We start from the raw sequence: 26122 nt of genomic DNA, 5'->3' as shown, positions 1-26122 counted from the left end.
TGTTATTATAAAATATAAAATTAAAGGAGTTAATATGAAAAAAAACAATGGCAAAAGATGGATAGCTGTGGCTATTGCTCTACTTTTGTTTGTAGCATCTTCTATCGTATCAAATAGGAGCGATAAAATATCTGAAAAACAGGCAGATAAATTGAAAAATGAATATTTAAATCAATTTAATCCTTTTTCAGCTACTGCAAATAAAAATATTGTAGAAGATGGGGATAAGAAAAATAAAATTGCTCTTATTTCTTATGAGGGAGCAATCGGAGATGGAGAAGTTTATGATTCTTTTATGGAACAACTTGATGATATATACAAGGATGATTCTGTTAAGGGTGTAATTATGCAAGTAAATTCTCCAGGTGGAGCTGTTTATAATTCTGAACAAATTGCAAATAAGATAAAAGAAATTCAAACTGACAAAAAAATCCCTGTATTTACAGTTATGAAGACAATGGCTGCAAGTGGTGGATATTATATTTCTGCCCCAACTGATAAAATTTATGCTTCAAATGAAACCTTAACGGGTTCTATTGGTGTAATTATGTCATCAAGATCTTTCCAAGGTTTGTTTGAAAAATATGGAATTAAAGAACAAAATATTACAACAGGCAAGATGAAAGATGCAGGATCTCTTGGAAAAGATATGACAGATGAGCAAAAAAAATATTTCCAAGACCTTATAAATTCGTCATTTGATAGGTTTATAAAAATTGTTTCTCAAGGTAGATCTATGAAAGAAGATCAAGTAAAAAAACTTGCAGACGGCAGGGTTTATGATGGAGCTCAAGCTAAAAATAATGGTCTTGTAGATAAAATTGGAAATCTTGATGATGCAATTGAAGATATGAAAAAAGATTATAAATTAAATAATCCAGAAGTTTTTGAATATGAAGGAAGTGATTATTCATTAAAAAAATTATTTTCAAAAGCTCAAAATTTAGTAGAAAAAAATTCTTCATCTGATCTTAGTGTTTTGAAAGAATTAATGGAAAAAGAATCTCCACTACCAATGTATTATTATGGGAAATAGGTGAAATTATGGAAAATATGGAAACAATAGAAAATAATTCTTTGAATGTACAAAAGACAATATCCATACCTCAATTTGCCTATGCTGGTTTTTTCCTAAGACTTGTGGCTTTTACAATAGACTCTATAGTTGCCTATTCTTTTTCAAATATTATTATGAAAATTTTTCAAATAAAAACGGATTTAACAATTATGAATATAGAAATAAATCCTTTGATTGAAACAGGAATTTGTTTGTTATATTTTTTCATCTTAACTTATTTGAACAACGGCCAAACTTTAGGAAAAATGGCAATGGGAATTAGGGTTATTTCTTTAAACGACGAAAAACTTAGTTTTTTTGATTGTTTGGTAAGAGAAGTTTTCGCAAGATATATTCAAAATTTTATAAAAATTTTGTACCTAATTATAGGATTTACCCCAAACAAACAATCTTTGGCAGATATGTTGGTTGATACGGTTGTTATAAAAGATGATGTGGTAGATTATCTTTTTGAAAATTAAAAAAATGGTTTAAAATAGCTTAGTCTATTTTAAACCATATTTTTTCGAAAATTTTAACATTAATAAGAATTCAAAAGAACATTTTAGATGCAAAAACTGTAATGATTATGGTATTTGTAGAGGATTAATATATTGCAATAATTACAAATGTAGTACAAACAATGCTTATGATTTTAATTACTATATTAAAGAATATGTTAAAAAGTTAGAAAGGGTAATTCTAAATTTTTTTAGATATGTGATATTATGAGAAAATATTTATTAGAAAATAAAAAAAATTTAATTATTTATATTATTATTTGTTTTTTTGCGGCAATTTTAAGTGCGGGTACTGCTTTTTTATATCAAAAATTAACTTTTTTTGCTGTATCTAAGGAATTTAAAAAGCTTATTTTTTTGGGGTTTATAGCAATTCCATATTTAACTATTGAAGCTATGTTTGATTATTTTCCTAGAAAATTTAAATCTAAAATTATTAATAATATAATTAAAAAACTTAGGGAGGATTTGATTATAAAAATTGATAGGGAAGATATATCATATCTTAATTTAGATTACAAAAAAGATTTTAAAAACAAGATGATTAATGATCTTGAAGCTATAAATAATTATTTTAATGGCATTTTATCTTCATTATTGTATATATTTATGTTTTTTATATCTCTTTTATCAGCTATTTATATACAAGGAACTTTAACTTTTATAATGCTATTATTTTCATTTATACCATTTTTATCACCTTTTATTTCTAGAAAAATTTTATCCAATAAAAAAGAAGAAGAACTTGATTCTAAGAGTGCTTATCTTGAAAATTTTGATGAATTTTCAGAAAATATTTTATTTATAAAAATATCCAAGCTAGGCTCATATTTTAATAATAAACTAGGCGAATTAGCAGAGATTTTGAAAGATAAATCTATTATTTTCGAATCATCATTGGCAAAAACATTTGCCATAAGTTATGGTTTGGGAAATATATTATATTCAGGGACTTGGATAGTCGGCGGATTTTTTGTATATAAAAATTTGATAGATTTACCATCGCTAATTGCTATGACAACACTTATGGTAACAATAGCAGGTCCTATTCAGTCAATTGCAGATTCATATAGTGGAATTATTTCATCTAAAAAAATTTTTGATAAATATTTAGAATATTTAGAAGAAACTAATATAGATAAAGGAACTATAGAGATAGGAAAAATTGATAAGTTAAGATTTGATAATATTGATCTGAAATTTGCGAATAATTACATAATAAAAAATATAAATTTGGAAATCAAATCTGGTAATAAATGTCTTATATTAGGAGATAGTGGAAGTGGAAAATCTAGTTTTCTAAATTTAATTTTAGGAATTTTTGCAAATGAGAATAAGAAAATATTTATAAATGGATATGCCCTATCTCAATTGAATAAAAAATCTTATTATGAAAATATATATTTCATCCCTCAAGATACAATTATTTTTACTGGATCAATAATAGATAATATAACTTTGTTTGATGAGGACAAAAATTATGATAGATGCTTAAAAATTTTAGATATGGTAGGTCTAAACTATTTAATAAAAAACAGAAATCTCAATTACAAAATAGATAAAACAACTCTTTCGGGAGGAGAAAAAAAGAGGATAGATCTTGCTAGAGCTATTTATTCAGATAAATCTATGATTATTATTGATGAAGTAACATCAGGTCTTGATACATATAATGAAAATTTAGTAGCTCAAATAATTAAAGAGATAGAAAATAAAATAATTATTTGCGTAAGCCATTCGACAAATCCTAATTTGTTAAATTCATTTAATAGAAAATTAAAAATAAAAATTAAAAAAATATATCAATTTTAAAAAATAATCCCTATAAGATTTTATATTAAATCTATAGGGATTGTTTTTTAAAAAATTATAAGTACTTTATACTTTTTAAAATTCCTATCTTGTGATATGATTGTTAGGTAGAAATTTCGGAATTACCACTATATATAGTGGATTAAATATAAAAATAACAATATTTAGGGGTGGATATGGAAGTTAAAAAAAGAGATGGTCAAGTTGTTGACTTTGAAAGGGAAAAGATTAATCGTGCAATCTTTAAATCTTTTAGGTCTGTTGATTCTGTTATTAGCGATGAAAATTTGGATAGAATTTCTCTTAATATAGAAAAAACAATCAAGGAAAGATACCCAAAAGACCATGTAGTTACTGTTGAAGAAATTCAAGATTTGGTTGAGCTTGAGCTTATTGAAAATAATTACTATAAGGAAGTTAAATCCTACATTCTTTATAGGGCAAAACACAATATGGACAGGAAGGTCCTAACCGATTTTGAATCTTTTATTGATGATGAATATACTCTTTCTATAATCAAAGATATTAATGATGAGTATGACAACCAAAGATATCCAATCGAGTCTTTGTATTTAAAATTTGAATCTTTTACCAAGAAAAATATGACCAAGGAAGCCTTGCTAAATGCCCTTATAAAGGCTGCAAGTGAGCTTACCAGCAAGGAAGCTCCGGATTGGGAATTTATTGCTGCAAGGTTTATGATTCATTTGATTAATTTAAAAATTAGCCTTAGCGAAGAAAAATATGGAATTGTTGATTTTAGGTCAAAAGTTCAATACCTAACTTCAGCTGGTCTTTATGGAAAATATATTTTAGAATCCTACACAAATAAGGATTTGGAGGAATTGGGAGCTTATCTAAAAGAAGATAGGAATAAATTATTTACCTATTCTGGTTTGGACTTGGTTGCAAAAAGATATTTGATTAAAACATTTGAAGGTGAATATATTGAAAGCGTCCAAGAAATGTTTATGGGAATTTCCATGCACCTTGCCATTGGAGAAAAAGACCAAGTTTCTTTTGCCAAAAAATTATATGATATTTTATCCCAATTAAAGGCAACCATGGCAACTCCAACCATGACCAATGCGAGAAAGCCATTTAACCAACTTTCTTCATGTTTTATAGACACAGTTCCTGATACCTTGAAGGGAATCTACCGTTCAATTACAAACTTCGCCCAAGTTTCAAAACACGGTGGTGGAATGGGTCTTTATTTTGGAAAAGTTAGGGCCCAAGGTTCTGATATTAGGGGAATAAAAAATGTAGCAGGTGGAGTTATAAGGTGGATAAAACTTGCCAATGACACAGCAGTAGCCGTTGACCAATTAGGTGTAAGACAAGGGGCTGTGGCTTGTTATTTGGATATTTGGCATAAGGATGTACCAGAATTTTTATCTCTAAGAACAAATAATGGTGATGACAGGATGAAGGCCCATGATATTTTCCCAGCAGTATGTGTGCCAGATTTATTCTGGAAAGAATGTAGGGACAATATTGGTGGAGATTGGTATATGTTTGATCCTCACGAAGTTTTGGTAAAATATGGCAAATCAATCGAAGATACCTACGGGGAAGAATTTGAAGAATTTTACCATAAACTTGTAAATGACAAGGAAATTTCAAAAAGAGTAATTGCCATAAAAGATTTGATTAGGCTTTTGATAAAATCATGGACAGAAACAGGAACACCTTTTGTATTTAATAGAGATGCAGTAAACAGAGCGAATCCAAACAAGCACAAGGGAATTATATATTCCTCAAATCTTTGTACTGAAATTGCCCAAAATATGAGCCCATCAGAGACGGTCAGCGAAGAGATAAAAACTGTTGATGGAGAAACTGTAATTGTAAATACAACCAAGCCTGGAGATTTTGTAGAATGTAATCTTGCAAGTCTAACTCTTGGAAATATTGATGTAAACGACAAAGAAGAATTAGAAGAAGTTGTTTCTACAATCGTTAGAGCTTTGGATAATGTAATAGATTTAAATTATTACCCAACTCCTTATGCAAAAGTAACCAATAAAAAATACAGGGCAATCGGACTTGGAACAAGTGGTTACCATCATATGTTGGTAAAAAATGATATAAAATGGTCAGAAGAAGATGCTCATCTTGATTTTGTGGACAAGGTTTATGAAGATATAAACTATTTTGCAATCAAAGCATCAAATGAAATTGCAAAAGAAAAGGGATCATATTCTTGTTTTGATGGAAGTGATTGGGATAATGGAGATTATTTCAAACAAAGAGGATATGAAAGCGAAAGATGGGAAAATTTAAAGAAAGACGTTCACGAAAACGGACTTAGAAATGGATATTTATTGGCAGTAGCTCCAACAGGATCAACCTCAATAATTTCAGGAACATCAGCAGGAGTTGACCCAATAATGAACAAATATTTCCTAGAAGAAAAAAAGGGAGCAATAGTACCAAGAGTTGCTCCAGGACTAAATACAAAAACCTTCTGGCTATACGAAAATGCCTATAATATTGACCAAAATATTTCAATGAGAGCATGCGGAGTAAGACAAAGACACATCGACCAAGCCCAATCAGTAAATGTTTATATAACAACAGAATACACAATGAGACAAATTTTAAATATTTACCTAACAGCATGGGAAGCAGGAGTAAAATCCCTATATTATGTAAGAGGAAAATCACTTGAAGTAGAAGATTGTGATTCATGTGCGTCATAGATTTATTAAAAAACTAATATAAATTAATCACTTCGGATTTGGGGAGTTTTTTCAATTTGAAATCAAATTAAATTTTTCCGTATCATATTCTTTGCTTTAGGATTTATCTCCCACAGGCAAATACCGAAAGAAGCGAAGCTTCTTACAAATTTAGCCCGCGCAGCGGTCGTTTGCAGGGGGAAAGTGGGGTTTTAGGGGATATAATTATTGAAATTGTTCCAGTGGTACAATTTCAATAATTATACCGCGGCGTTTATTCGTAGTTTTATTTTAAAATTAAATTTTAATTTAAGATTTTGTTAAATTTTAAAATTAAGTTAGCGTGGAAAAAAGGGGGAGAATTCGAAACTCCCCCATTTCCTCCGCCCTAACTTAACGAAGTATTGTATTAATTTAAATAAAATATTTAGCAAAGAAAAAAATTTTAATAGTTTTTAAATATTTTATAATTATTTAAAAGTAAAAATATAAGTTCGATTTTGAAAATGGGGTATAAAATTAAAAATATTAGTTTATAAAAAATTATTTCCCATAAGATAGGAGGCAAAAACATGGAAAAAAATATAAGGAAGAAGTTTCTAAAAGAGGAATTTTTAATGAGGATGGGGATATTGATCTTTCTAAAAGAAGAATAATAAATGGAAATACAACCAATCTTAATGATTTTAACAATGTAAAATACACATGGACAAGTGATTGGTATCGACAAGCTATGAATAATTTTTGGATTCCTGAAGAAATTAATTTAAACCAAGATATAAAAGATTATAGAAATTTATCTAAGGCTGAAAAAAAGGCTTATGATAGGATTTTGTCATTTTTGACCTATCTTGATTCAATTCAAACTGCAAATTTGCCAAATCTTCAAACCTATATAACAGCAAACGAGATAAATCTTTGCCTTGCTATTCAAACCTACCAAGAGGCAATCCACTCCCAATCTTATTCCTACATACTTGATACAATTTGCTCTCCTGATGAGAGAACTAGAATTTTGTATTTGTGGAAGGAAGATGACCACCTTTTAAAAAGAAATAAATTTATCGGCGACCAATACAATGAATTTATAAAAGACGATAGCGAATTTAATTTGATGAGAGTTTTGATTGCAAATTATATACTTGAAGGAATTTATTTCTATTCAGGCTTTTCATTTTTCTACAATCTTGGAAGAAATGGCAAAATGCCAGGAACTGTCCAAGAAATTAGATATATAAATAGAGATGAAAATACTCACTTGTGGCTTTTTAGGTCAATGATAAATGATTTGAAAGAAGAAAGACCAGACTTATTTACTGACGAATTAAAAGAATTCTACTTATCACTATTAAAAGAGGGAGTAGAACAAGAAATTGCCTGGGGAAAATATGCCATTGGAGATGAAATCCAAGGATTAAATTCACAAATGATTGAAGATTATATAAAATATTTGGGAAATCTAAGAGCAAAAGGACTTGGACTTGGAACAATTTATGAAGGATATGAAGATGAACCTCAATCAATGAAATGGGTTAGTGAATATTCAGATCCAAACCAAGTAAAAACAGATTTCTTTGAAGGAAAAGTTTCAGCTTATTCTAAATCTTCAGTTATTGAAGATGATTTATAAAATAAATTTTATAAACTGTTGTAGAATAGATATTTCTATTTTACAGCAGTTTTTTATTTGCAAAAAATCTAAGAAAATTAGACTTTTGCCTTATAAAAATTTTTTGTAAAAATAGAAGATATTTAAAAATAATCCAAAGTTTCAATTAATTTAAAGGAAATGGTGTTTGATTTGAAATCTTTGAAAATTTTTGATATAAATTTAATTTAAAATATTATACTTAGCCTTATTTAATTTATAGTAAAAATATTTTAAAGACTTGGATTTTGTTGTTTTTTTTAGTTTTTTTAAAAATTTTTATATTTAACAAAAAAATAAATTGAAATATTGTGTTTTTTTCTACAATTTTGTATAATAGAACAGATAGTGATTATCACTATTAGAACTAACGGGTTTTTAAATAAAAAACTTGTAAGAATTTATAAATTTTTAGAAAGGGGGAAAAGTGAAAAAATAAAAATTGATATTGAAAAAATATAGCTAGATTATAAAGCGAATAAAGTAATCATATAAAGGTTTTAATTATAAAAATTTATAAGGATTTAGATTTGTATTTATTCGGCAAAATATTTGATTAGATAAAAATATTATGGAAAACTTTACTAAGAATATCAAATAAAAATTAGTTATTTTTAAAAATACTATAAAAATGAGAAAAGCAAAGTTATTTTTACCAATATCAAGACTTATAAACCGAATATTTTAGATAGAAATTAAAATTGATTTAAACATTTTGAAAAATATCTAAAAATTCATCCTTGCAAAATAGATTATTTAATTTATTTGCAATTTGGAGTTTATACTCCACAACTCAATAATTTTTAAGATTTTTATGTAAATGAAAATCAAAAAGGTTTAGGTTACCTTTAATAACCTAAATATATTTTGTAAAGAGGAAAGATGAAAAATACATTTTTAAAGAAAGTATTGACCTTTATTATTGTAGGATTAGCGTCTATGGCTATGATAAAATCGTCTATGTTTGTCTTAGAAAAAAATAAGCTTGCGGCTGAAAAAAAAGACAAAATAGTAAGCGATAGCGCTCGTCTTGCAACAGATTTAAAAGATGGTCAATACGAAGCAAGTTCTGAAGGTTATGGTGGTTTGTTGACTGTTAGAATAACTGTTAAAAATGGAAAATTAACAGACATCAAGATTTTATCCCATAATGAAACTGAGGAATATTTTAAAAAGGCTTCAGCGATAATAAAAGAAATTTTAAGAACAGGAAAAGTAGATGTAGATTCTGTTACAGGAGCAACCATATCATCAAATGCTATAAAGGATGCTGTTTTAAAAGCACTCCAAAAAGCTGGTTCGAAAGAAAAAATAAAAGAAAAAGCTAAAAAAGAAGATAAAAAACCAGTAGAAGGGTTAAAAGATGGAGAGTATTTTGGTAGCGCAAATGGATATGGTGGAAATTTAACCGTAAAAGTAATCATAAAAAATGGAAAAATAAGTGGAATAGAAGTTGTTTCACAAAATGAAACACCAGAATATTTTAATAGAGCTTATGCTGTAATAAATAAAATTTTAAGTAGTGGAAGTGTAAATGTAGATTCAGTAACAGGAGCTACAGTATCATCAAACGCTATAAAAATGGCAGTAGCTGATGCCCTTCACAAAGCTGGCTCTAAGGAAAATGCAAAAGTGCAAGCTGTAAATAAAGCATCAAGCAATAATAAAAGAGCAAATGCTAAAGGGACAGTAGCAATTGGAAATAAAGACCTTAAAGATGGAGTTTACACAGGCTCAGGTCAAGGATTTAATGGACCAATAAGAGTTAGAGTAACCATATCGAAAGGCTCAATAACAAACGTGGAAATACTTTCACACAGCGATGACAATCCATATTTTGGTCGAGCAAGAGCAGTTATATCAAAAATTTTAGGAAAAGCTGACAAAAGTGTTGATACAGTTTCTGGTGCAACATATTCAAGTAGAGGAATACTTGATGCAGTAAGAAATGCTCTATCAAAAGCGGGTGGAAGCAAAAATGTTGATAATAAAAATAAAAAACCATCAAATACAAATCAAGCAAAAAAACCAAATAAAAAACCAGAAAAACCAAGTAAAGATAATAAGATTTACAAACAATACAAAGATGGTGTATACGAAGGAGTAGCAGAAGGCTTTAATGGTCCAATAAAAGTAAAAGTAACCATAGCAAAAGGTTCAATAACAAAAGTAGAAATCCTTTCACACAAAGAAGATGATCCTTATTTTAGCAAATCAAAAGGAGTAATCTCAAAAATGCTTGGTAAGCCTGGCAAAAACGTGGATACAGTATCAGGAGCAACATTCTCAAGCAAAGGAATAATAGATGCTATAAATAATGCAGTATCAAAAGCTGGAATTGAAAATAGTCCATCAAAACCTGACAAAAAGCCAGACCAACAAAAGCCAGATAAAAAACCAGAAGAAGATAAGAAACCAGAAAAACCAAGCGAAGAAAAAATAGATGAAGCCCTTAAAAAATATTATAACGATCAACCATTAAAAGACGGCGAATATACAGGATGGGGCATTGGATATATTAATACAAGAAAAATCAGAACATATATAAAAGTCGAAAATGGAGAAATTTCTGAAATAAGAGTAGGAGAAAATTCAGAATACGGCGATGATATGGGACCATTTAGACAAAAAGCAGAAAAAGTTTTATCCTTTATAAAAGGAAAAGAAGCAAGACTAAATCTTGCAAAAATGGGATTATACAGAGAGTATTTTGAAACAATAAGAAAAAGTAGTAACCCAAAAGCAAAAGCATTAGAACTTTTTGGTGCAGAATATGCAAATAATCTTAACGGATATAGAAATGATAATTCAGAATCAGATTTAACACTAATTTCAAGAACAGTTAAAGCTTATATGTCCAAAAAATATAAGTCAAAAGAATTATTTGATAGCGTTACAGGTGCAACAGTTAGTGCTAGTGGAATATCATCAGCAGCAAGAGAGGCTACAAAAAAATCATCAAATGATTACATTACAAATTCAGATGTAAAAGAAATCACAATAACAGCTCCAAAAAATAAAAACATAGAAGTAAACAAAGGCGATGGAGTTGATTTTACAGAAATGAAAGTAAACTTAATCAAAAAAGATGGAAGTCAAAAAGAAGTAGAATGGAAAGATTTCAAAGAAAATGGAATTAGCATTACAGACGAAAACGGAAAAATAATAGAAAACGGAAGCGACTTAAAAAATTATGCTGACAAAAAAATTATAAAAGCAAAAGTAATGCACCAAAAATCACTATCCTATGATGACTTTAGAATTTTAATCGGAAAATATAGTAAAGATTATATAATCGGATTAGAATACAGCGCAGATGGAAATAAGTGGTACAAAGTCGATAAAGTTGAAATGGATTACGTAGATAAAAGAAATATTTCCGACCATCAAGTTATCGATGCACCAACATCATTTGAATTTGAAAAAGTAAAACTTAGAGCAGTATCAAAAAATGGTAATCGTTATGAGTACACAGGCGATAAATTGCCAGTAAATAGACAAGTAAAATATACATTGCTCAAAGAAGAAAATCCAAATACACCAAAGACAATATATGTAAACTTCCAATTATCAGGAGAAGAATCCGATAAAAATTTAGTAGAAGAAAAAGAAAAAGAAGAAAAGCCAAAACCACAAGAAGAAGAAATAGAAGTAGACCAAAAAGTAATAGATACAAGTCTAATGGAATCAAACGGTCAACAGTGGATAGAAGGCAAAGAAATAAGACCAGCAACAGTAACAAGTCTAGATAAAGACGCAGAAATATTAAAAGAAATAGACGGATTACCAAAAGGCTTAATCTTTGACGGAAAAACAATAACAGGAATCCCAGAACCAAGCAATGAAGGTTGGCCAGAAGACGGCAGTGGATTTAAAACAATAACACTAAAATTCAAAGCAAAGAAAAAAGGCAAACTCTTAGTAAGAAAAATCACATATTGGTTATACAGAGACAAAGATAGAGATGGCATATCCGATGACGAAGATAAAGATCACGGCGAAAAATTCACACCACAAAGAAGCTCAAGCAAACCAATAATAGTAGAAGGGAAAGCCCCAAGTCTAGAAGAGTACAAAGAAAGATTTTCAAATATACCAAAAGACGGTTCAGTAGAAGTAAGCTTTAAAAACGAACCAGACTACAGCAAAGTAAGCGAAGTCCCACAAAGAGTGTACCTACAATTCAAAAGCAAAGGAACAAAAGAAGTAGGCGAAGCTTACGTGATGGTAATAGTGAAAAAAGCCGTTGAAAAAGAAGAAAAACCAAAACCACAAGAAGAAGAAATAGAAGTAGACCAAAAAGTAATAGATACAAGTCTAATGGAATCAAACGGTCAACAGTGGATAGAAGGCAAAGAAATAAGACCAGCAACAGTAACAAGTCTAGATAAAGACGCAGAAATATTAAAAGAAATAGACGGATTACCAAAAGGCTTAATCTTTGACGGAAAAACAATAACAGGAATCCCAGAACCAAGCAATGAAGGTTGGCCAGAAGACGGCAGTGGATTTAAAACAATAACACTAAAATTCAAAGCAAAGAAAAAAGGCAAACTCTTAGTAAGAAAAATCACATATTGGTTATACAGAGACAAAGATAGAGATGGCATATCCGATGACGAAGATAAAGATCATGGCGAAAAATTCAGCCCACAAAGAAGCTCAAGCAAACCAATAATAGTAGAAGGGAAAGCCCCAAGTCTAGAAGAATACAAAGAAAGATTTTCAAACATACCAAAAGACGGTTCAGTAGAAGTAAGCTTTAAAAACGAACCAGACTACAGCAAAGTAAGCGAAGTCCCACAAAGAGTGTACCTACAATTCAAAAGCAAAGGAACAAAAGAAGTAGGCGAAGCTTACGTGATGGTAATAGTGAAAAAAGCCGTTGAAAAAGAAGAAAAACCAAAACCACAAGAAGAAGAAATAGAAGTAGACCAAAAAGTAATAGACACAAGTCTAATGGAATCAAACGGTCAACAGTGGATAGAAGGCAAAGAAATAAGACCAGCAACAGTAACAAGTCTAGATAAAGACGCAGAAATATTAAAAGAAATAGACGGATTACCAAAAGGCTTAATCTTTGACGGAAAAACAATAACAGGAATCCCAGAACCAAGCAATGAAGGTTGGCCAGAAGACGGCAGTGGATTTAAAACAATAACACTAAAATTCAAAGCAAAGAAAAAAGGCAAACTCTTAGTAAGAAAAATCACATATTGGTTATACAGAGACAAAGATAGAGATGGCATATCCGATGACGAAGATAAAGATCACGGCGAAAAATTCACACCACAAAGAAGCTCAAGCAAACCAATAATAGTAGAAGGGAAAGCCCCAAGGCTAGAAGACTACAAAGAAAGATTTTCAAACATACCAAAAGACGGTTCAGTAGAAGTAAGCTTTAAAAACGAACCAGACTATAGCAAAGTAAGCGAAGCCCCACAAAGAGTGTACCTACAATTCAAAAGCAAAGGAACAAAAGAAGTAGGCGAAGCTTACGTGATGGTAATAGTGAAAAAAGCTGTTAAAAAAGAAAATAGTCAAGATAAATCTTCTAGCAAAAAGGCTATAAAGAAAAAGGAAAATTCTAAAAATAAAATAGAGGAGAAACCTTCTTTAAAACCTTCTGTAAATGAGAAAAAATATCCTGATAAAAATGAATCGAATAAAGATTCTGGTAATAAAGAGTTAGAAAAAACTGAAAAAGAAAATAGTGAAAGCGAAAAAGATTCTCTCAAAATTCAAAGCACAAAAAACTCTCAATTGCCCCCTTTAGAAAAAAATAAAGAGGAAATTATCATTGATGAAAGTAAAAATCCTACACAAAAGGAACAATAAGCTTATGAAAATAGAAAGGAGAATAAGATGACTTTAATTACTGGAATTTTGTTTACTATAATTTTTTATAGTTTAACTAAGGATTTGATTAAAAAATATCCTGTCATATTTTATCTAGGAATATATGCTTGGACAGGATTTGTAGTTTATTATTATAATATGGGCTTTGATAGAAATTTCCCTACTTGGTTTAATGAATATTTTATGAAGATATTTTCAAGGGGGATATTTGCTACAGCTTCATTTATGATAGTAATGTTTTTAGGAACTATTACAAAACATAATGATTTTTCAAAAAAATTGATGGCAATTCGTGGAGAAATGTCTATAATGGCAAGCTTATTAGTTTTTAGCCACAATATAATATTTGGTTTGCGTTATTTCCCAATTCTTTTTACAAATCCTAGCTCTATGCCTCAAAGACAATTAATAGCATCAATAATAACAATATTTTTATTGTTGATGCTGATTCCTCTTTTTGTAACTTCTTTTAAGACAGTTCGTCGCAAAATGAAAGCTAAAAGTTGGAAAAATTTGCAAAAAATGGCATATCCATTTTTCATAGGAATATATGTCCACGTTATGGTGTTATATTCAGCTAATTGGAAAGAAAATATGTTAGGAGTGGTTATATATACTCTTATATATTTGGCTTATATAATCCTAAGATTAAGAAAAAGAAATATAAAAATGCAAAAATCATTGGCAAAATAAAGTTAAAAATCCTCAAAATGAATTTAATTTCATTTGAGGATTTTTTTTGTCCTTATTTTATTTGGCACTTAATGAAAATTCTGCAAATTTTTCAAAGTTTCCATCACTTTCTTTGCCGGATGTTTCATTAATTTTTGAACGACTTAGGGTGAAATTAAATTTTCTTCCGTCTTTTATTTCGTCTAGGCTTAGGTCTGAGAAATAATTGTTGAAAATAAAAGTTGTTGAATTTTCATCTGCAACTCTTTCATCTAGAGAAATTTTATTTCCTTTTTCGTCAACTCCTTTTAGTTCATAAACATAGGCTTGATCGAGATTTTTTATTGTTGCTGTAAGGGTCATTGGATTTATTTTCATCAATGAAATTGTGGCGTTTGTTCCTTTTATTTTTAAATTTTCAGCGAAAATTTTGTTCTCTTCGTTTATTGTATTCATTGGAGATTCTATTGAAATTATTTGGCTTTTATTTGCATCTAAAAAATATAAATCTACGTTCGCCTTATCTTTTTTTGGAAAAGATTTGTCAAAACTTATCATAAGATTTTCTGAGGATGTTTTTTTATCTTCTAATAGGCCTTCTCCTCCTGATGAGCTCATAGCTTTATAAGTTTTTCCATCAACTACCACCTTATACAAATATGAATTGTTTTTTGTATTTTCCTCTAAATTTTTTCCATTTCTAAGGGTATTTATAAATATTTTATTATCTTCAAAGGCTATATTTCCTATCACAAATGAATCTTCTCCCACTGTTACTGGTTTATTAATTTCTGCCATATATTTGTAGGAATCAGGACTTGCACCAAAGGCTTCCATCATTGTTACTTTTATGTCTGTTGTAAATTTTGAAACTTCTGCTTTTACAATTGGAATATTAAGTCCAGCTACTAGGATTAATGCAGCTGCTATTGGCAAAAATTTTTTTGATTTTTTATTTTTTTTGTAGGATTTTGCAGTTTTTATTAATTTTTCTTTTTCAAAGTCGTTTAATTCGATTTTTTCAATTTCAAAATCCATATCATTTATTTTGTCATAGATATTTTTCATAATTTGCTCCTTAAAGTTTTTTTGGCACGGCTTACTTTGTTATAGAGTCTGTCTTTTGGAATTTTTGTGATTTTTTCTAAATCATCGTATGAATATCCTTCTATAAATAATTTTTTGAAAATCTCTCTGTCTTTTTTTGACAACATTTCAAGAATTTTTTCGCTTTCATCATAATTTTCTAAATTTTTATCATAAATAAAACCTGAAATATCATCAAGGTCAAGGCAGTCGTGTTTTGCTTCTTTTCTAATTGCGTCAATTGCCTTGTATTTGGCAACTCCTGCACACCGATTTTTAAAAGATGACCTAGTAGGATCATAAGAATTTATATTATCCCAAATTCCAAGGAGAGCATCATTTAAAATTTCATCTAGAATATTTCTCCTATTTCCTATAGTTTTTACAATAACTCCTTTTAATATAGGCCCATAAAGGTTAATGAATTCAATCAAATATTTTTCATCTTTGTTTTTAATTCCTTTTATTAAATTTTTATCATCCATTATTTCCTCCTTTGCCTATATATTCGTATAAAGTTGAGCAAATCTATCCTTACTTTAAATTATATCTTTAATTTTTTATAAAAAAACCACCTCGATTTTTTCGAGATGGTTTATAGGTTTTAAAATTTTATTTAAATAAAAGATTAATATCAAAATCTTTTTCTATCATTTTATTATCTAGCATGAATTTTTTTGTTCTTTCAAAGCCTTCTTTGTCTTTATCTGTAATTTTTGTTGAAAAATCATACATTGGATACATATAATCGTAGGCTTTATCGTCAAGGTCTAATTCTTTTTTTACAATTTCTTTTGTTTGGTCTTTATTTTTTTCCATAAATTCTGCTATTTCTTTTTGGGCATCATTTATTGCCTTTATTACATCTGGATGTTCTTTGGCAAATTTTTCTGAACTTGCTACGCAAATTATAGCGTCAATTAAATCTTCGCCGTTTGTAATTTCATAAAGTCCTGCTTCTTTTGCCTTATAAGCTGCAGGTCCTCCCAAAAGTGCTACGTCTAAATTTCCTGAATCAAGGGCAGCAGCTGCATCTGGAATTGACATATTTGAAAATTCTACGTCTTTTTCGCTCATTTTTTCTTTTTCTAAATATGCTAGAAGTTCTTGGTGTAAGTTTGTTCCTGCAGGGCCTCCGATTTTTTTGCCCTTTAAATCTGATGGATTTTTTATTGAATCATCTTTGGCAAAAAGTGAAAATGCCTTTGGTGCTTTTGAATACATATTTAAAACTTTCAAATCTTGACCATTTGCTTTTGCAAGAATTGCAGAAGAACCGCCAAGTCCATAAAGCAAATCAACGTCTCCGCTTGCAAGAGCAGCTGTTTGGTCTGCACCGCTTGTGATTTCCTTGTAATTAATTTTTACATTTGGAAGATGTTTTGCAAAAATTTCCTTATTTTTTTCGATAATTGATGGAACATTTAAAGGCGATGTTACATAAGTCACATTTAATTCGTCGATTGATAATTTTTCCTTGGTATTTGATGAAGGATTTGACATATTAGCATTTGAAATATTTTCGTTTGATGCATTGTCTTTGTTTGAGCATGATGTAATTGCAAAAACTAAGGCAAAAATTGATAAAATTTTTAAAAATTTATTTTTCATTTTCTTCTCCTATTATTTTTTTAAAATTTTCTCTCAAAATTTCCTTGGAGATTTTTTTATCTTCAAGATTGAAATCAGAAACTATTTTTCCATTTTTCATTACTATAATTCTTTGACCTAAATTGAGAGCTTCTTCAAGATCGTGGCTTACAAATAAAAATCCAGAATCTTTGATTTTCATATAAGAAATTAATTCTTTTTCAAGCCTTTCTTTGCTAATCTCATCAACAGATGCAAAAGGCTCATCCAAAAGCATAAAATTATTTGGAAAAATAAGAGCGCGAGCAAGGGAAACTCTTGCTTTCATACCACCAGAAAGCTGAGAAGGGTAGGCGTTTTCAAAGCCCTCAAGGCCAATTATTTTAATCCACTTTTTGCAAAGATTTTCATTTTGATTTGAAAATAGAATATTTTCTTTGACATTTAGCCATGGCAAAAGTCTTGGATTTTGAAAAACTATGGAAGTTTTTATGTCATTTTTAATAATTTTTCCAGAGTCGATTTCCAAAAGTCCGCCAATAGCCTTGATTAAAGTTGATTTTCCACAACCGGATGGGCCTATTAGGATATTTCTTTTTTGAGGATCTAAAGTTAAATTTATTTTATCCAAAGCCTTTATATTTTTATCGTCGATATTATAAGTTTTACAAAGGTCAATTAGACTTATACCATTCATTTTTAAGATCTCCCTTCAAAAAAAAGCTTGCAAATTTAACAAAAATTTTGTCAGAAATCATTCCAACAAAGCCTATTAGAAAAATCCCCACAAGAACTTTATCAGTCCTAGACATAAGCCTTGAAAAATTTATAAGATAACCAAGGCCTTTTGATGCGGCTATCATTTCTGCTGCAATAATTGACCTATAAGCATAGCCAAGACCAATTCTTGCGCCAACAAAAATATCTTTCAAACTTGATGGCAGGATAATTTTTTTAAAAATTTCCTTATTGTTATAAGAAAAAGCACGCGCCATTTCAATTAAATCAGGCTCTGCTACCATAAAACCCTTTTGAATATTTAAAAAAATAGGAAAAAATGACGCCAAAAAAACTATGGCGATTTTGCTAATTTCTCCAATTCCAAGCCACAAAATCAAGAGGGGAACAAGACCAAGAGGCGGAATACTTTTAAAAAAATTCAAAATATTTGAAAAATATGGGTAGGTTTTAGGTTTTAAATAAAAAATCAAAGCCAAAAAAAAGCTTACAAGAAAAGCCAAAAAATATCCAACAAATACTCTAAAAAGGCTTGCAAAAAGATTAGCAAAAATCGAACCATCAACAAGCATAGCACAAAAAGTTTCAAAAACTTTAAAAGGCCCAGGCAAATAAATTGGCGAAAAAATTCCGATTTTATAAATAAATTGCCAAAAAATCAAAATAAGTATAAGTATTGAAAGATTTTTAAAATTAAAGTTAAATTTTTTCATAGAAACTCCCCTAATATTTTACCAGAAAATGAGAAAGTTTATCAATAATTATTTGGAAAAAATTTGTAAGACTATTGATATTTTTTAAAAATTAATATCATTAATTATCAAAAAAAGTAAAGAAAAAACCCATACCGACTAATAATCGATATGGGTTAAGTATCGTTTAGTTTATTTATGAAAAATTATCATAAAAATCTCTTATTCAAATTTCAAAGAATTTATAATATTTTCATTTAAAAGTTGGGTTTTATTTGTATTTTTTAATGTACCTGCAAGGATAATATTTACAAAATAATCTTTGGTTTCAAAGGCTATTTTTTCTCCTTCTAGTGAAAATTGCTCGGTATAAATTCTTACTTTTGATTTTAAAAACAATTTTTCTTTTACCATTTCTTCTTTTACTTCTCCCATCGGGCTTATAAAAGCTGGTGGAATTTGACTGCCTTGACTTTGGGCAAAAGAATTTTTCAAATCAATTGCCTTATCTTTTTTTATTTTTGAAATTATAATTTGATTTATTGTTTTTCCTGAAACTTGATTTTCATAAACGGTCAAAGCTTCGCTTTCTTGGATATTTTTCATATCTTGAGGAATATTAAAAGAAAAATCTCCCATATCAATTTTTTCTGTTGCGTAAAGATTTATATATTTGTCAAAAGATTTGAATGATTTGGCAACCATATTAAAATCTTCACTTTCTGGATAGGTTGTCGACAATAAATCTGCCATTATATAAGGAGAGGCTTGGGATTTTTCCTTATCTTCTACAATTTGAAATTGAATAATATTTGTAGGCGTTGCCATAAATATATTTGTGTAAGAAAATTGATTATCTTCAACAATTGAATAATAAGTTTTCTTATAGTCGCTTTCAAGTCCAACAGGTTTTTGAACTACATTTGCATTTTCAATTTCCGAATTATATGTTTCTTTGTCAGAAATTTTATAAAGCTCATTTTTTATTTCGTCTTCTGATTTTTTTCCTTCTTCTAATAATTTTTTTATATTAATTGAAATATCATAATCATCAGATTTTGGAAAATCAATCACATAGGTATTTTTATTAGAAGTATTAGAATAAACTTTGCACCTGTTTGGTATCCTTATATTAAAAGCTTCCAAGAAAATATTTTTGTCGTAATCAAGATTTTTAAGCTCATCTTTTGTATAAGGCTCATTGGAAGAAGTGGAAATATCATTTGGATAATCTCCCATCATTCTTTCAACGAACAAGGAATTATCTCTTTGAAATCCTTCAATATTTTCGTGCTTATATTCTAATCTTTTCTTTTTTTCTTTTTCGCTTGAAATACTATTTGCTGATATTTTTTCTTTTATTGTGCAGTCATTAGATTTATTTATACTTTCATCGAAATTTATGCAAGATGAAAAAAGTAATATAAATAAAACAATCAAAAATTTTTTCATACGATCTCCAAATTTTATTTTACCTATTGATTATATCATAAATCCTTAAAAATTAAACAAATAAAAAGATTTTTACAAAAAATTAAAAATTTTAAAAAGGTCTTTAAAAAAGTTCCACTTCTTGGTATGATAAAAATGTAGGAAATGGTTTATTTCCTATTGACTTTAACAAGAGAATTTAGAGGAGAAAAAATGAATAGAGATTTAGGTATCAACTTATGTAGAGTAACAGAGGCAGCAGCTCTTGCAAGCGGAAAATATTTAGGCAAGGGTAAGAAAAACGATTCTGACAATATTGCAGTAGACCAAATGAGAGCAATGTTTAATTATTTGGGAATAAACGGCAGGGTTGTAATCGGAGAAGGAGAAATCGACGAAGCTCCTATGTTATATATAGGTGAAGAAATTGGCGATATGAGCCAAGATGATGTTGTAGATATAGCTGTAGACCCAATAGATGGAACAGCATCTCTTGCAAATGGAACTAGCAATTCAATATCAGTAATTGCAGTTGCACCACAAGGTTGCTTACTAAATGCTCCAGATGTTTATATGAATAAAATTGCCGCAGGAAGCAAGGCAAAAGGCGTAATAGATATAAAAAAATCAACAAAAGAAAATATAGAAAATGTAGCAAAAGCTTTAAACAAAAAAGTTTCAGATATTACAGTTTCAGTTTTGCACAGACCAAGACACGAAAAATTAGTTGAAGAAATAAGAGAAGCAGGGGCTAGAATTTCTATGGTAGAAGACGGTGATGTTTTGACAGCCATAGCCACAGAATTATCAGATGGAAAAATTGATTTGATAATGGGAATAGGCGGAGCGCCAGAAGGCGTTATAGCAGCCGCAGCCCTAAAATGTTTGGGAGGAGATTTCCAAGGAGTATTTGCCCCATCAGATTCAAAACAAGTAAAAAGATGCCTAAAAATGGGAGTAGATTTCGACAAAGTTTACACAATAGACGATTTGGTAAAAGGCGATGACGTATTATTTGCAGCAACAGGAATAACCGATGGAACTTTCCTAAAAGGCGTATCCTACACAAAAAATAATATGGCAAAAACCCAATCACTACTTCTAAGACTTCCATCAGGAACAATTAGATACATCGACTCTGTCCACAAACTAGATCAAAAACTAGACCAAAAATAAAGACAAAAACGACAAGCTTATAAAAATAATAAGGATAGATTTTAAAATAAATTGAGATTTCTTGGGGATTATGTAAGTTTTATTTAAAAAAAATAAACTCATAATCCCCAAAAAAATGCACAAAATTTTGGATAAAACAAAATCCTTAATTATTAAATAATTAAAAGCCATAGAAAAATATGTAAAAACAAACAAAGAAAAGTACAGAGCTTTTCTATTATTTTTTATTATATTGAAAATTTTTTTATTAAAAATTTTTGATTTATTAAAAGATTTCATAAAAACTCCTCAAAGTTATTGATAACTGTTATCAATTTTATTATATAAAATCAGAAATTTTTGTCAACAAAGTACATAAAAAAAATAAATTTTTAAAATAGAATAAAAAACAAAGCAAAATTTTATAGAAAATTTTAAATTCAAAAGAATGTATTTAAAAAATTATTTGAAAATAATTATTTAATCTTTTCGAATTTTTCTATAAAAATTGATTAAAATGGGTAATATACATCTATATGGTCAATATGCTATAATTAAACTATATATAGTAGGAGGTGAAGGATGGCAAGCGATGTAATAAATCAAGTTAAAGATGCAGAAATTGCAGCTGACAAACTTGTAGACGATGCCAAAATAAAAGCCAAGGAAATAATTGAATCATCAAAAATCGAAGCAAGCAATTCTTACAAAGAAAAAATCGAAAAGGCAAAAAAAGATGCCAGTGATTTAATCGAAAATGCAAAGAAAGAAGCAAGCGAAGAAAAGATTCCACTTATTGACAAGGCAAAAGATGAAAGCAAAGATATTTTAGACCAAGATGAGGAAAAAATTGAAGGGCTTTTAAATCTTTTAACAGAAAGGATTGTAAATAATGGCAATAGTTAAAATGGATAAGTTTAATCTTTTCTCTTTTGAAAATAATAGAAAAAGCCTTCTAGATATTTTACAAAAGTTTAACTATGTTCATTTTAACGATCTTGTGGTCGACGAAAAGGAAGACTACCTCAAAAAGGTATCTAACCAAGATAATCTTACAAGAATTGATGAAAAAAGATCAAAGCTAGAATATGCAATAAATTCTATAGAGAAGTTTTTGGATAAGGAAGAAAAATCTTCCCTAACAAAAAAGGACATGAGTCTTGATAATCTCTATAAAGAAGGCGAAAATTTTAGGTTTGATGAAATATATCCTCAACTAAAAGAATACATTGATATAAGGGATAAAAGTCAAGATAAGATTAAAAATTTAAAAGCAGCAAATGAAGAACTAGAAAGCTTTAAGGCTTTGGATTTGGATATAAATTCTATTGAAAACTCACACAGATTTTTCGTAGAAATTGGCTCAATTGCAGATCAGTTTTATAAAGATTTTGACCAAGATTTAGTCAAAAAAGATTTCAAAACTGCCCTAGTTGTAGATCTTTCCAAAAAAGATAGCCTAAATTATCTAATAGCTATATCAAGTCTTGAGGAAGCAAAAGATTTTAGAGAATTTCTAAGAGATCATGGTTTTTCAAAAGCAAATATTAAGACCAAAAAGAAAGTTAGTGAAAAAATAGCTTTAAATCTAGAAGAAATTGAAAATTTAGACAAAAAGCTTAAAGATAGTGAAGAAAAAATTAAGCAAATGAAAATATTTTTGCCAGATTTTTACCTTTACCAAACTTATCTAGAAAATTTAAGAAAAAAAGAAGCAAGTAGCGAATTTTTCATCAAAACAAAAAGAATAGACTTCGTTGAAGGCTATATTCCTCACAATCTAAACGAAAAGTTTAAAAAAGATTTGAAGGAAGTTTTGGGAGAAGATTTTGTACTTGATATAAATGAAGCAGACAAAGATGATCCAGACGTTCCAGTAATTCTTGATAACAACAAGCTTATCAAACCTTACGAATCAGTAGTAGAAACCTACTCACTACCAAAATATAACGAAGTTGATCCAACACTTTTGGTTTCAATTTTCTATACAATATTTACAGGTTTTATGCTTGGGGATTTGGGATATGGATTAATACTTTTTATTGGAACAATTTTACTTAGAAAATACAAAGATTTGCCAGAGTCAACTGACAAAATGGCAAGACTTTTTACAAGAGTTGGTCTTTCAGGATGTGTATTTGGACTAATATTCGGTTCATTTTTTGGAGGAATTATTCCACTACCAGGTCTAATTGATACACAAAAAGATTTCAACACCCTAATGGTTATTTCACTTATAATCGGTGGCATATCATTATTTACAGCTTTGGGCGTAAAAGCCTATATGTTAATTCGTGATGGCGATCCACTCGGTGCAATATTTGATGTATTATTGTGGTATATGGCAGTAGGTGGAGCTATAGCCTTATATTTACTTGATGGATCAGGAAAAAATGTTGCAAAAATAATAATGATTATAGGCATGATAGGCATAGTTCTTACAGGAGGACGTGAAAATAAATCTGTTGGAGGAAAAGTTGCAGGAGGTCTATATTCTTTATATGGTATGAGTTCTTGGATTGGAGATTTTGTATCATTTTTAAGACTTATGGCACTTGTTCTTTCAGGAGGATTTGTAGCTTATTCAGTAAACTTGATTGTAGGAATGTTGTGGCCAGCGGGAATTTTAGGAAAGATAGGAGCTATTATAGTTTTTGTAATTTTCCAATTATTTAACTTATTCCTATCAACCCTATCAGCATACGTTCACTCATTAAGACTTGTTTATGTAGAAATGTTTAACAAGTTCTATGAAGGTGGCGGCAAGAAATTTAGACAAATGATAGAAAACAGTAAATTTATAAATATAATCACAGGAGGATACAATGGTTGATTTTTTAGTTGAAAACGGTGGAAAGATAATGGGAGCAGTTGCTGTTGCTATAGCAGTATTCTTATCAGGAATGGGATCTGCCAAAGGAACAGGAATGACAGGAGAAGCAGCTGCGGGCTTAACTGTAGAAGAACCACAAAAATTTGGTAAGGCACTTGTACTACAACTTTTACCAGGTACACAAGGACTTTACGGATTCGTAATAGGATTTATGATTTTAGGAAAATTAGGTGGAGATCTTAATTTCCAACAAGGACTTTATTATATTTTCGCAGCTCTTCCAATTGGAGTAGTAGGATATTTCTCAGCAATAGCTCAAGCAAAAGTAGCAGTATCAGGTATGAATATACTTGCAAAAAACGAAGATAATTTCGTACAAGGAATAGTTTATGCAGTAATGGTTGAGTTATATGCAATCTTAGGATTTGTAATTTCCCTACTTCTAGTAAACAATATATAAGGCTTTATTATGAACAATCTTGATTTATTATTAGATAGAATAAAAGAAGACGGCAAAAAAGAAGCCGATCATATCCTATCTAATGGTCAAAAAAGAAAAGAAGAAATAATAAAAGAATCAGAAGAAAAAGCCCAAAAAGAAGTTTCAAAAATTATAGAAAATGCCAAAAAAGAAGCAAAAAGAATAAAAGAAAATTCAAAAGTAACTGTAAATAGACAGGCAAGAGATATAAAAATTGAAGCAAAAAATCAAGTTGTAGAAGAAGTTTTAGAAAAATTAATTGAAAAATTAGAAAAACTTGGACCTAATTCTTACAAAGATTTTGTCCTAAATAGACTCAAAGATTCAAAAATCGAAAAAGGCGAAATACTTTTACAAAAAGATATGAAATTTCATTTCAAAGAAGAAGATTTTAATGGGCTTAAAGTATCAAATGAAAGCGTAGAAGGTGGATTTGTTGTAAAAAACGGAAAAATTTCCTACGATAACACCTACAAGTCTTTGGTAAACTTTGAAAAAGATTCTTTAGAAAAAATTATAGTTGATGAAATATTTAAGTGAGGTGATTTAGATGGATAGAGAAAAATTTATTCGCCCATCCATTACTACAAGAGTATACGAAAAAAATCTCCTTACTTCAGAAAATTTGAAAAGGCTAATAGATACAGATAACCTAAATGAGGCTATATCATCCTTAAACGATACAAAATATGGCGAGCTTTTACAAAAATTAGATAGATATGAAGATTATGAAAAAGCCCTATCTCAAATGCTTTTAAATTCATACAAAGATATGATAAAAATAAGCCCTGACAAAAACTTGGTAAAATATTTGGAAGAAAAATATAATTTTCATAATTTGAAAGTTTTATTAAAAGAGCTTATTCAAGATGAGGACTACAAGTCTATTTATATTGATATAGGAAAAATTGACCTTGTAAAAATAAAGAGAAATCTAAAAGAAGACATAAATCAAAATGACAAGTATTTTTCTTATGCAAAAAAAGCCCTAGACCTTTATAAAGAAAATAAGGATCCTCAAGATATAGACTTATCTTTGGATAAAGATTTTTATGAAAAACTTTTGGAAGATAGCGAAAATCTCAATTATGAAAGTTTAATAAAATTTACCAAAGAAAGAATTGACCTTACAAATTTAAAAACACTTTTAAGAATTAAAGGTCAAGATCAAAGTGTAGACTTATTAGAAAAAGCCCTAATAGATGGAGGAAATATTGAAAAAAATCTCTTTAGAGATTCACTAAATGCAGAAAAAACTTCATATTCAAATCTATTTTTCAAAGAAAAAATTTACCCACAAGTAAAAAATGCTTTGGAAGAAGATGATTTGTATAAGGCTATGCAAAAAATAGAAAAAATAATCGATAATCACTTGATGGATTTTGCAAAAGAAAGCAAAAAAGTAAGTTATGGTCCAGAAGTAATTATGGGTTATCTTATAAGTCGTGAAATGGAAATTAAAAACTTGAGAATTATCCTAACAGCCAAACTAAATTCACTTTCTCGTGAATTTATGGAAGAAAGGTTGCGTGATTTGTATGTATAGGGTAGCCGTAATAGGAGATAAAGATTCTGTCCTAATGTTTAAGGCATTGGGAGTTGACGTATATACAGCAGTAGATGGAGAAGATGCAAAAAAACTTGTAAATAAACTTGCCCAAGAAGATGTGGGAATAATATTTATTACAGAAGATTTTGCAGCAAAAATCCAAGATACTATAGACAAATACAGAGAAAAAATGACTCCAGCAATTATACTTATACCATCCAACAAAGAAGATCTTGGACTTGGAATGGCAGATATAAATAAGAGTGTAGAAAAAGCTGTTGGAGCTAACATTTTGAACTAAAAGGAGACCAAAT

20 protein-coding genes are annotated in these 26122 nt (G+C 29.2%); 14 read left to right on the top strand and 6 right to left on the bottom strand.

The genetic code is table 11. From position 1 onward, the window contains the following. The first annotated feature begins 34 nt into the window (after positions 1-34). The 7 genes from sppA (at position 35) to I6H46_RS02730 (ending at position 14274) form a co-directional block, all read left to right on the top strand. A complete protein-coding gene (sppA, locus tag I6H46_RS02760) occupies positions 35-1036 on the top strand; it encodes a signal peptide peptidase SppA (protein WP_019118835.1) in 1002 nt (333 codons plus the stop codon). Between the two features lie 8 nt (positions 1037-1044). Next, complete coding sequence (locus tag I6H46_RS02755; RefSeq protein ID WP_019118834.1) at positions 1045-1539, top strand: RDD family protein; 495 nt, start codon at positions 1045-1047, stop codon at positions 1537-1539. Positions 1540-1785: 246 nt separating this feature from the next. Further along, positions 1786-3390 (top strand): ATP-binding cassette domain-containing protein, encoded by a 1605-nt coding sequence (locus I6H46_RS02750; protein WP_200226121.1) that lies wholly within the window; start codon positions 1786-1788, stop codon positions 3388-3390. 176 nt (positions 3391-3566) lie between these two features. Then, positions 3567-6095, top strand: coding sequence for a ribonucleoside-diphosphate reductase subunit alpha (locus I6H46_RS02745; protein WP_019118832.1), 2529 nt, complete (start codon positions 3567-3569; stop codon positions 6093-6095). 589 nt (positions 6096-6684) lie between these two features. Further along, positions 6685-7704: a ribonucleotide-diphosphate reductase subunit beta gene (locus tag I6H46_RS02740; RefSeq protein ID WP_200226280.1), complete on the top strand. Its 1020-nt coding sequence runs from the start codon at positions 6685-6687 to the stop codon at positions 7702-7704. Positions 7705-8604: 900 nt separating this feature from the next. Further along, positions 8605-13560: an FMN-binding protein gene (locus I6H46_RS02735; protein WP_200226119.1), complete on the top strand. Its 4956-nt coding sequence runs from the start codon at positions 8605-8607 to the stop codon at positions 13558-13560. A 27-nt stretch (positions 13561-13587) separates the two neighbouring features. Further along, entirely contained in the window at positions 13588-14274 is a 687-nt protein-coding gene (locus I6H46_RS02730) for a ferric reductase-like transmembrane domain-containing protein (protein ID WP_019118828.1), read from the top strand. A gap of 57 nt (positions 14275-14331) precedes the next feature. Here the strand turns inward: I6H46_RS02730 and I6H46_RS02725 are convergent, their stop codons facing one another. The 6 genes from I6H46_RS02725 to I6H46_RS02700 all read right to left on the bottom strand — a co-directional run bounded on the left by I6H46_RS02725 (position 14332) and on the right by I6H46_RS02700 (position 19811). Continuing rightward, positions 14332-15321, bottom strand: coding sequence for a hypothetical protein (locus tag I6H46_RS02725; RefSeq protein WP_019118827.1), 990 nt, complete (start codon positions 15319-15321; stop codon positions 14332-14334). Next, positions 15318-15824: a sigma-70 family RNA polymerase sigma factor gene (locus tag I6H46_RS02720; protein ID WP_019118826.1), complete on the bottom strand. Its 507-nt coding sequence runs from the start codon at positions 15822-15824 to the stop codon at positions 15318-15320. The genes I6H46_RS02725 and I6H46_RS02720 overlap by 4 nt, the downstream gene beginning before the upstream one ends. 127 nt (positions 15825-15951) lie before the next feature. Next, complete coding sequence (locus I6H46_RS02715; protein WP_019118825.1) at positions 15952-16950, bottom strand: ABC transporter substrate-binding protein; 999 nt, start codon at positions 16948-16950, stop codon at positions 15952-15954. Next, positions 16940-17626, bottom strand: a complete 687-nt coding sequence (locus tag I6H46_RS02710; protein WP_019118824.1) for an ABC transporter ATP-binding protein — start codon at positions 17624-17626, stop codon at positions 16940-16942. The genes I6H46_RS02715 and I6H46_RS02710 overlap by 11 nt, the downstream gene beginning before the upstream one ends. Further along, positions 17604-18380 (bottom strand): ABC transporter permease, encoded by a 777-nt coding sequence (locus I6H46_RS02705; protein ID WP_019118823.1) that lies wholly within the window; start codon positions 18378-18380, stop codon positions 17604-17606. Before I6H46_RS02705 ends, I6H46_RS02710 begins: the two co-directional genes overlap by 23 nt. 201 nt (positions 18381-18581) lie before the next feature. After that, a complete protein-coding gene (locus I6H46_RS02700; protein WP_200226117.1) occupies positions 18582-19811 on the bottom strand; it encodes a hypothetical protein in 1230 nt (409 codons plus the stop codon). Between the two features lie 192 nt (positions 19812-20003). Between I6H46_RS02700 and glpX the strand changes: the two genes are divergently transcribed. From glpX to I6H46_RS02665, 7 genes are all read left to right on the top strand, one after another. Further along, a complete protein-coding gene (glpX, locus tag I6H46_RS02695; RefSeq protein ID WP_019118820.1) occupies positions 20004-20966 on the top strand; it encodes a class II fructose-bisphosphatase in 963 nt (320 codons plus the stop codon). Between the two features lie 561 nt (positions 20967-21527). After that, positions 21528-21851 carry a V-type ATP synthase subunit H gene (locus I6H46_RS02690; protein ID WP_019118818.1) on the top strand — a complete coding sequence of 108 codons (324 nt, stop codon included), beginning with the start codon at positions 21528-21530 and terminating at the stop codon, positions 21849-21851. Then, positions 21838-23778 carry a V-type ATP synthase subunit I gene (locus I6H46_RS02685; protein WP_019118817.1) on the top strand — a complete coding sequence of 647 codons (1941 nt, stop codon included), beginning with the start codon at positions 21838-21840 and terminating at the stop codon, positions 23776-23778. The genes I6H46_RS02690 and I6H46_RS02685 overlap by 14 nt, the downstream gene beginning before the upstream one ends. Beyond that, the gene (locus I6H46_RS02680; protein WP_004839566.1) at positions 23771-24238 is read left to right on the top strand and encodes a V-type ATP synthase subunit K; all 468 of its coding nucleotides are present in this window, start codon (positions 23771-23773) and stop codon (positions 24236-24238) included. Before I6H46_RS02685 ends, I6H46_RS02680 begins: the two co-directional genes overlap by 8 nt. Positions 24239-24247: 9 nt before the next feature. After that, entirely contained in the window at positions 24248-24799 is a 552-nt protein-coding gene (locus I6H46_RS02675; protein WP_019118816.1) for a V-type ATP synthase subunit E, read from the top strand. 10 nt (positions 24800-24809) lie between these two features. Next, the gene (locus I6H46_RS02670) at positions 24810-25805 is read left to right on the top strand and encodes a V-type ATP synthase subunit C (protein ID WP_019118815.1); all 996 of its coding nucleotides are present in this window, start codon (positions 24810-24812) and stop codon (positions 25803-25805) included. Next, on the top strand, positions 25798-26109 hold the full coding sequence (locus I6H46_RS02665; protein ID WP_004839563.1) for a V-type ATP synthase subunit F: 312 nt from the start codon (positions 25798-25800) through the stop codon (positions 26107-26109). Before I6H46_RS02670 ends, I6H46_RS02665 begins: the two co-directional genes overlap by 8 nt. Positions 26110-26122: the final 13 nt, after the last annotated feature.

It is taken from the genome of Anaerococcus obesiensis (assembly GCF_016599815.1).
GTDB lineage: Bacteria > Bacillota > Clostridia > Tissierellales > Peptoniphilaceae > Anaerococcus > Anaerococcus vaginalis.
Note: the sequence above shows the minus strand (reverse complement) of the source record. Positions and strands in the feature narration are given on the sequence as shown.

Bases quoted from the DNA above. Each gene is read 5' to 3' on its own strand.
- I6H46_RS02745 (WP_019118832.1), top strand. From the start codon at position 3,567: ATGGAAGTTAAAAAAAGAGATGGTCAAGTTGTTGACTTTGAAAGGGAA.
- I6H46_RS02680 (WP_004839566.1), top strand. From the start codon at position 23,771: ATGGTTGATTTTTTAGTTGAAAACGGTGGAAAGATAATGGGAGCAGTT.
- glpX (WP_019118820.1), top strand. From the start codon at position 20,004: ATGAATAGAGATTTAGGTATCAACTTATGTAGAGTAACAGAGGCAGCA.
- I6H46_RS02735 (WP_200226119.1), top strand. From the start codon at position 8,605: ATGAAAAATACATTTTTAAAGAAAGTATTGACCTTTATTATTGTAGGA.
- I6H46_RS02700 (WP_200226117.1), bottom strand. From the start codon at position 19,811: ATGAAAAAATTTTTGATTGTTTTATTTATATTACTTTTTTCATCTTGC.
- I6H46_RS02725 (WP_019118827.1), bottom strand. From the start codon at position 15,321: ATGAAAAATATCTATGACAAAATAAATGATATGGATTTTGAAATTGAA.
- I6H46_RS02690 (WP_019118818.1), top strand. From the start codon at position 21,528: ATGGCAAGCGATGTAATAAATCAAGTTAAAGATGCAGAAATTGCAGCT.
- I6H46_RS02755 (WP_019118834.1), top strand. From the start codon at position 1,045: ATGGAAAATATGGAAACAATAGAAAATAATTCTTTGAATGTACAAAAG.
- sppA (WP_019118835.1), top strand. From the start codon at position 35: ATGAAAAAAAACAATGGCAAAAGATGGATAGCTGTGGCTATTGCTCTA.
- I6H46_RS02720 (WP_019118826.1), bottom strand. From the start codon at position 15,824: ATGGATGATAAAAATTTAATAAAAGGAATTAAAAACAAAGATGAAAAA.
- I6H46_RS02710 (WP_019118824.1), bottom strand. From the start codon at position 17,626: ATGAATGGTATAAGTCTAATTGACCTTTGTAAAACTTATAATATCGAC.
- I6H46_RS02730 (WP_019118828.1), top strand. From the start codon at position 13,588: ATGACTTTAATTACTGGAATTTTGTTTACTATAATTTTTTATAGTTTA.
- I6H46_RS02670 (WP_019118815.1), top strand. From the start codon at position 24,810: ATGGATAGAGAAAAATTTATTCGCCCATCCATTACTACAAGAGTATAC.
- I6H46_RS02675 (WP_019118816.1), top strand. From the start codon at position 24,248: ATGAACAATCTTGATTTATTATTAGATAGAATAAAAGAAGACGGCAAA.
- I6H46_RS02665 (WP_004839563.1), top strand. From the start codon at position 25,798: ATGTATAGGGTAGCCGTAATAGGAGATAAAGATTCTGTCCTAATGTTT.
- I6H46_RS02750 (WP_200226121.1), top strand. From the start codon at position 1,786: ATGAGAAAATATTTATTAGAAAATAAAAAAAATTTAATTATTTATATT.
- I6H46_RS02705 (WP_019118823.1), bottom strand. From the start codon at position 18,380: ATGAAAAAATTTAACTTTAATTTTAAAAATCTTTCAATACTTATACTT.
- I6H46_RS02715 (WP_019118825.1), bottom strand. From the start codon at position 16,950: ATGAAAAATAAATTTTTAAAAATTTTATCAATTTTTGCCTTAGTTTTT.
- I6H46_RS02685 (WP_019118817.1), top strand. From the start codon at position 21,838: ATGGCAATAGTTAAAATGGATAAGTTTAATCTTTTCTCTTTTGAAAAT.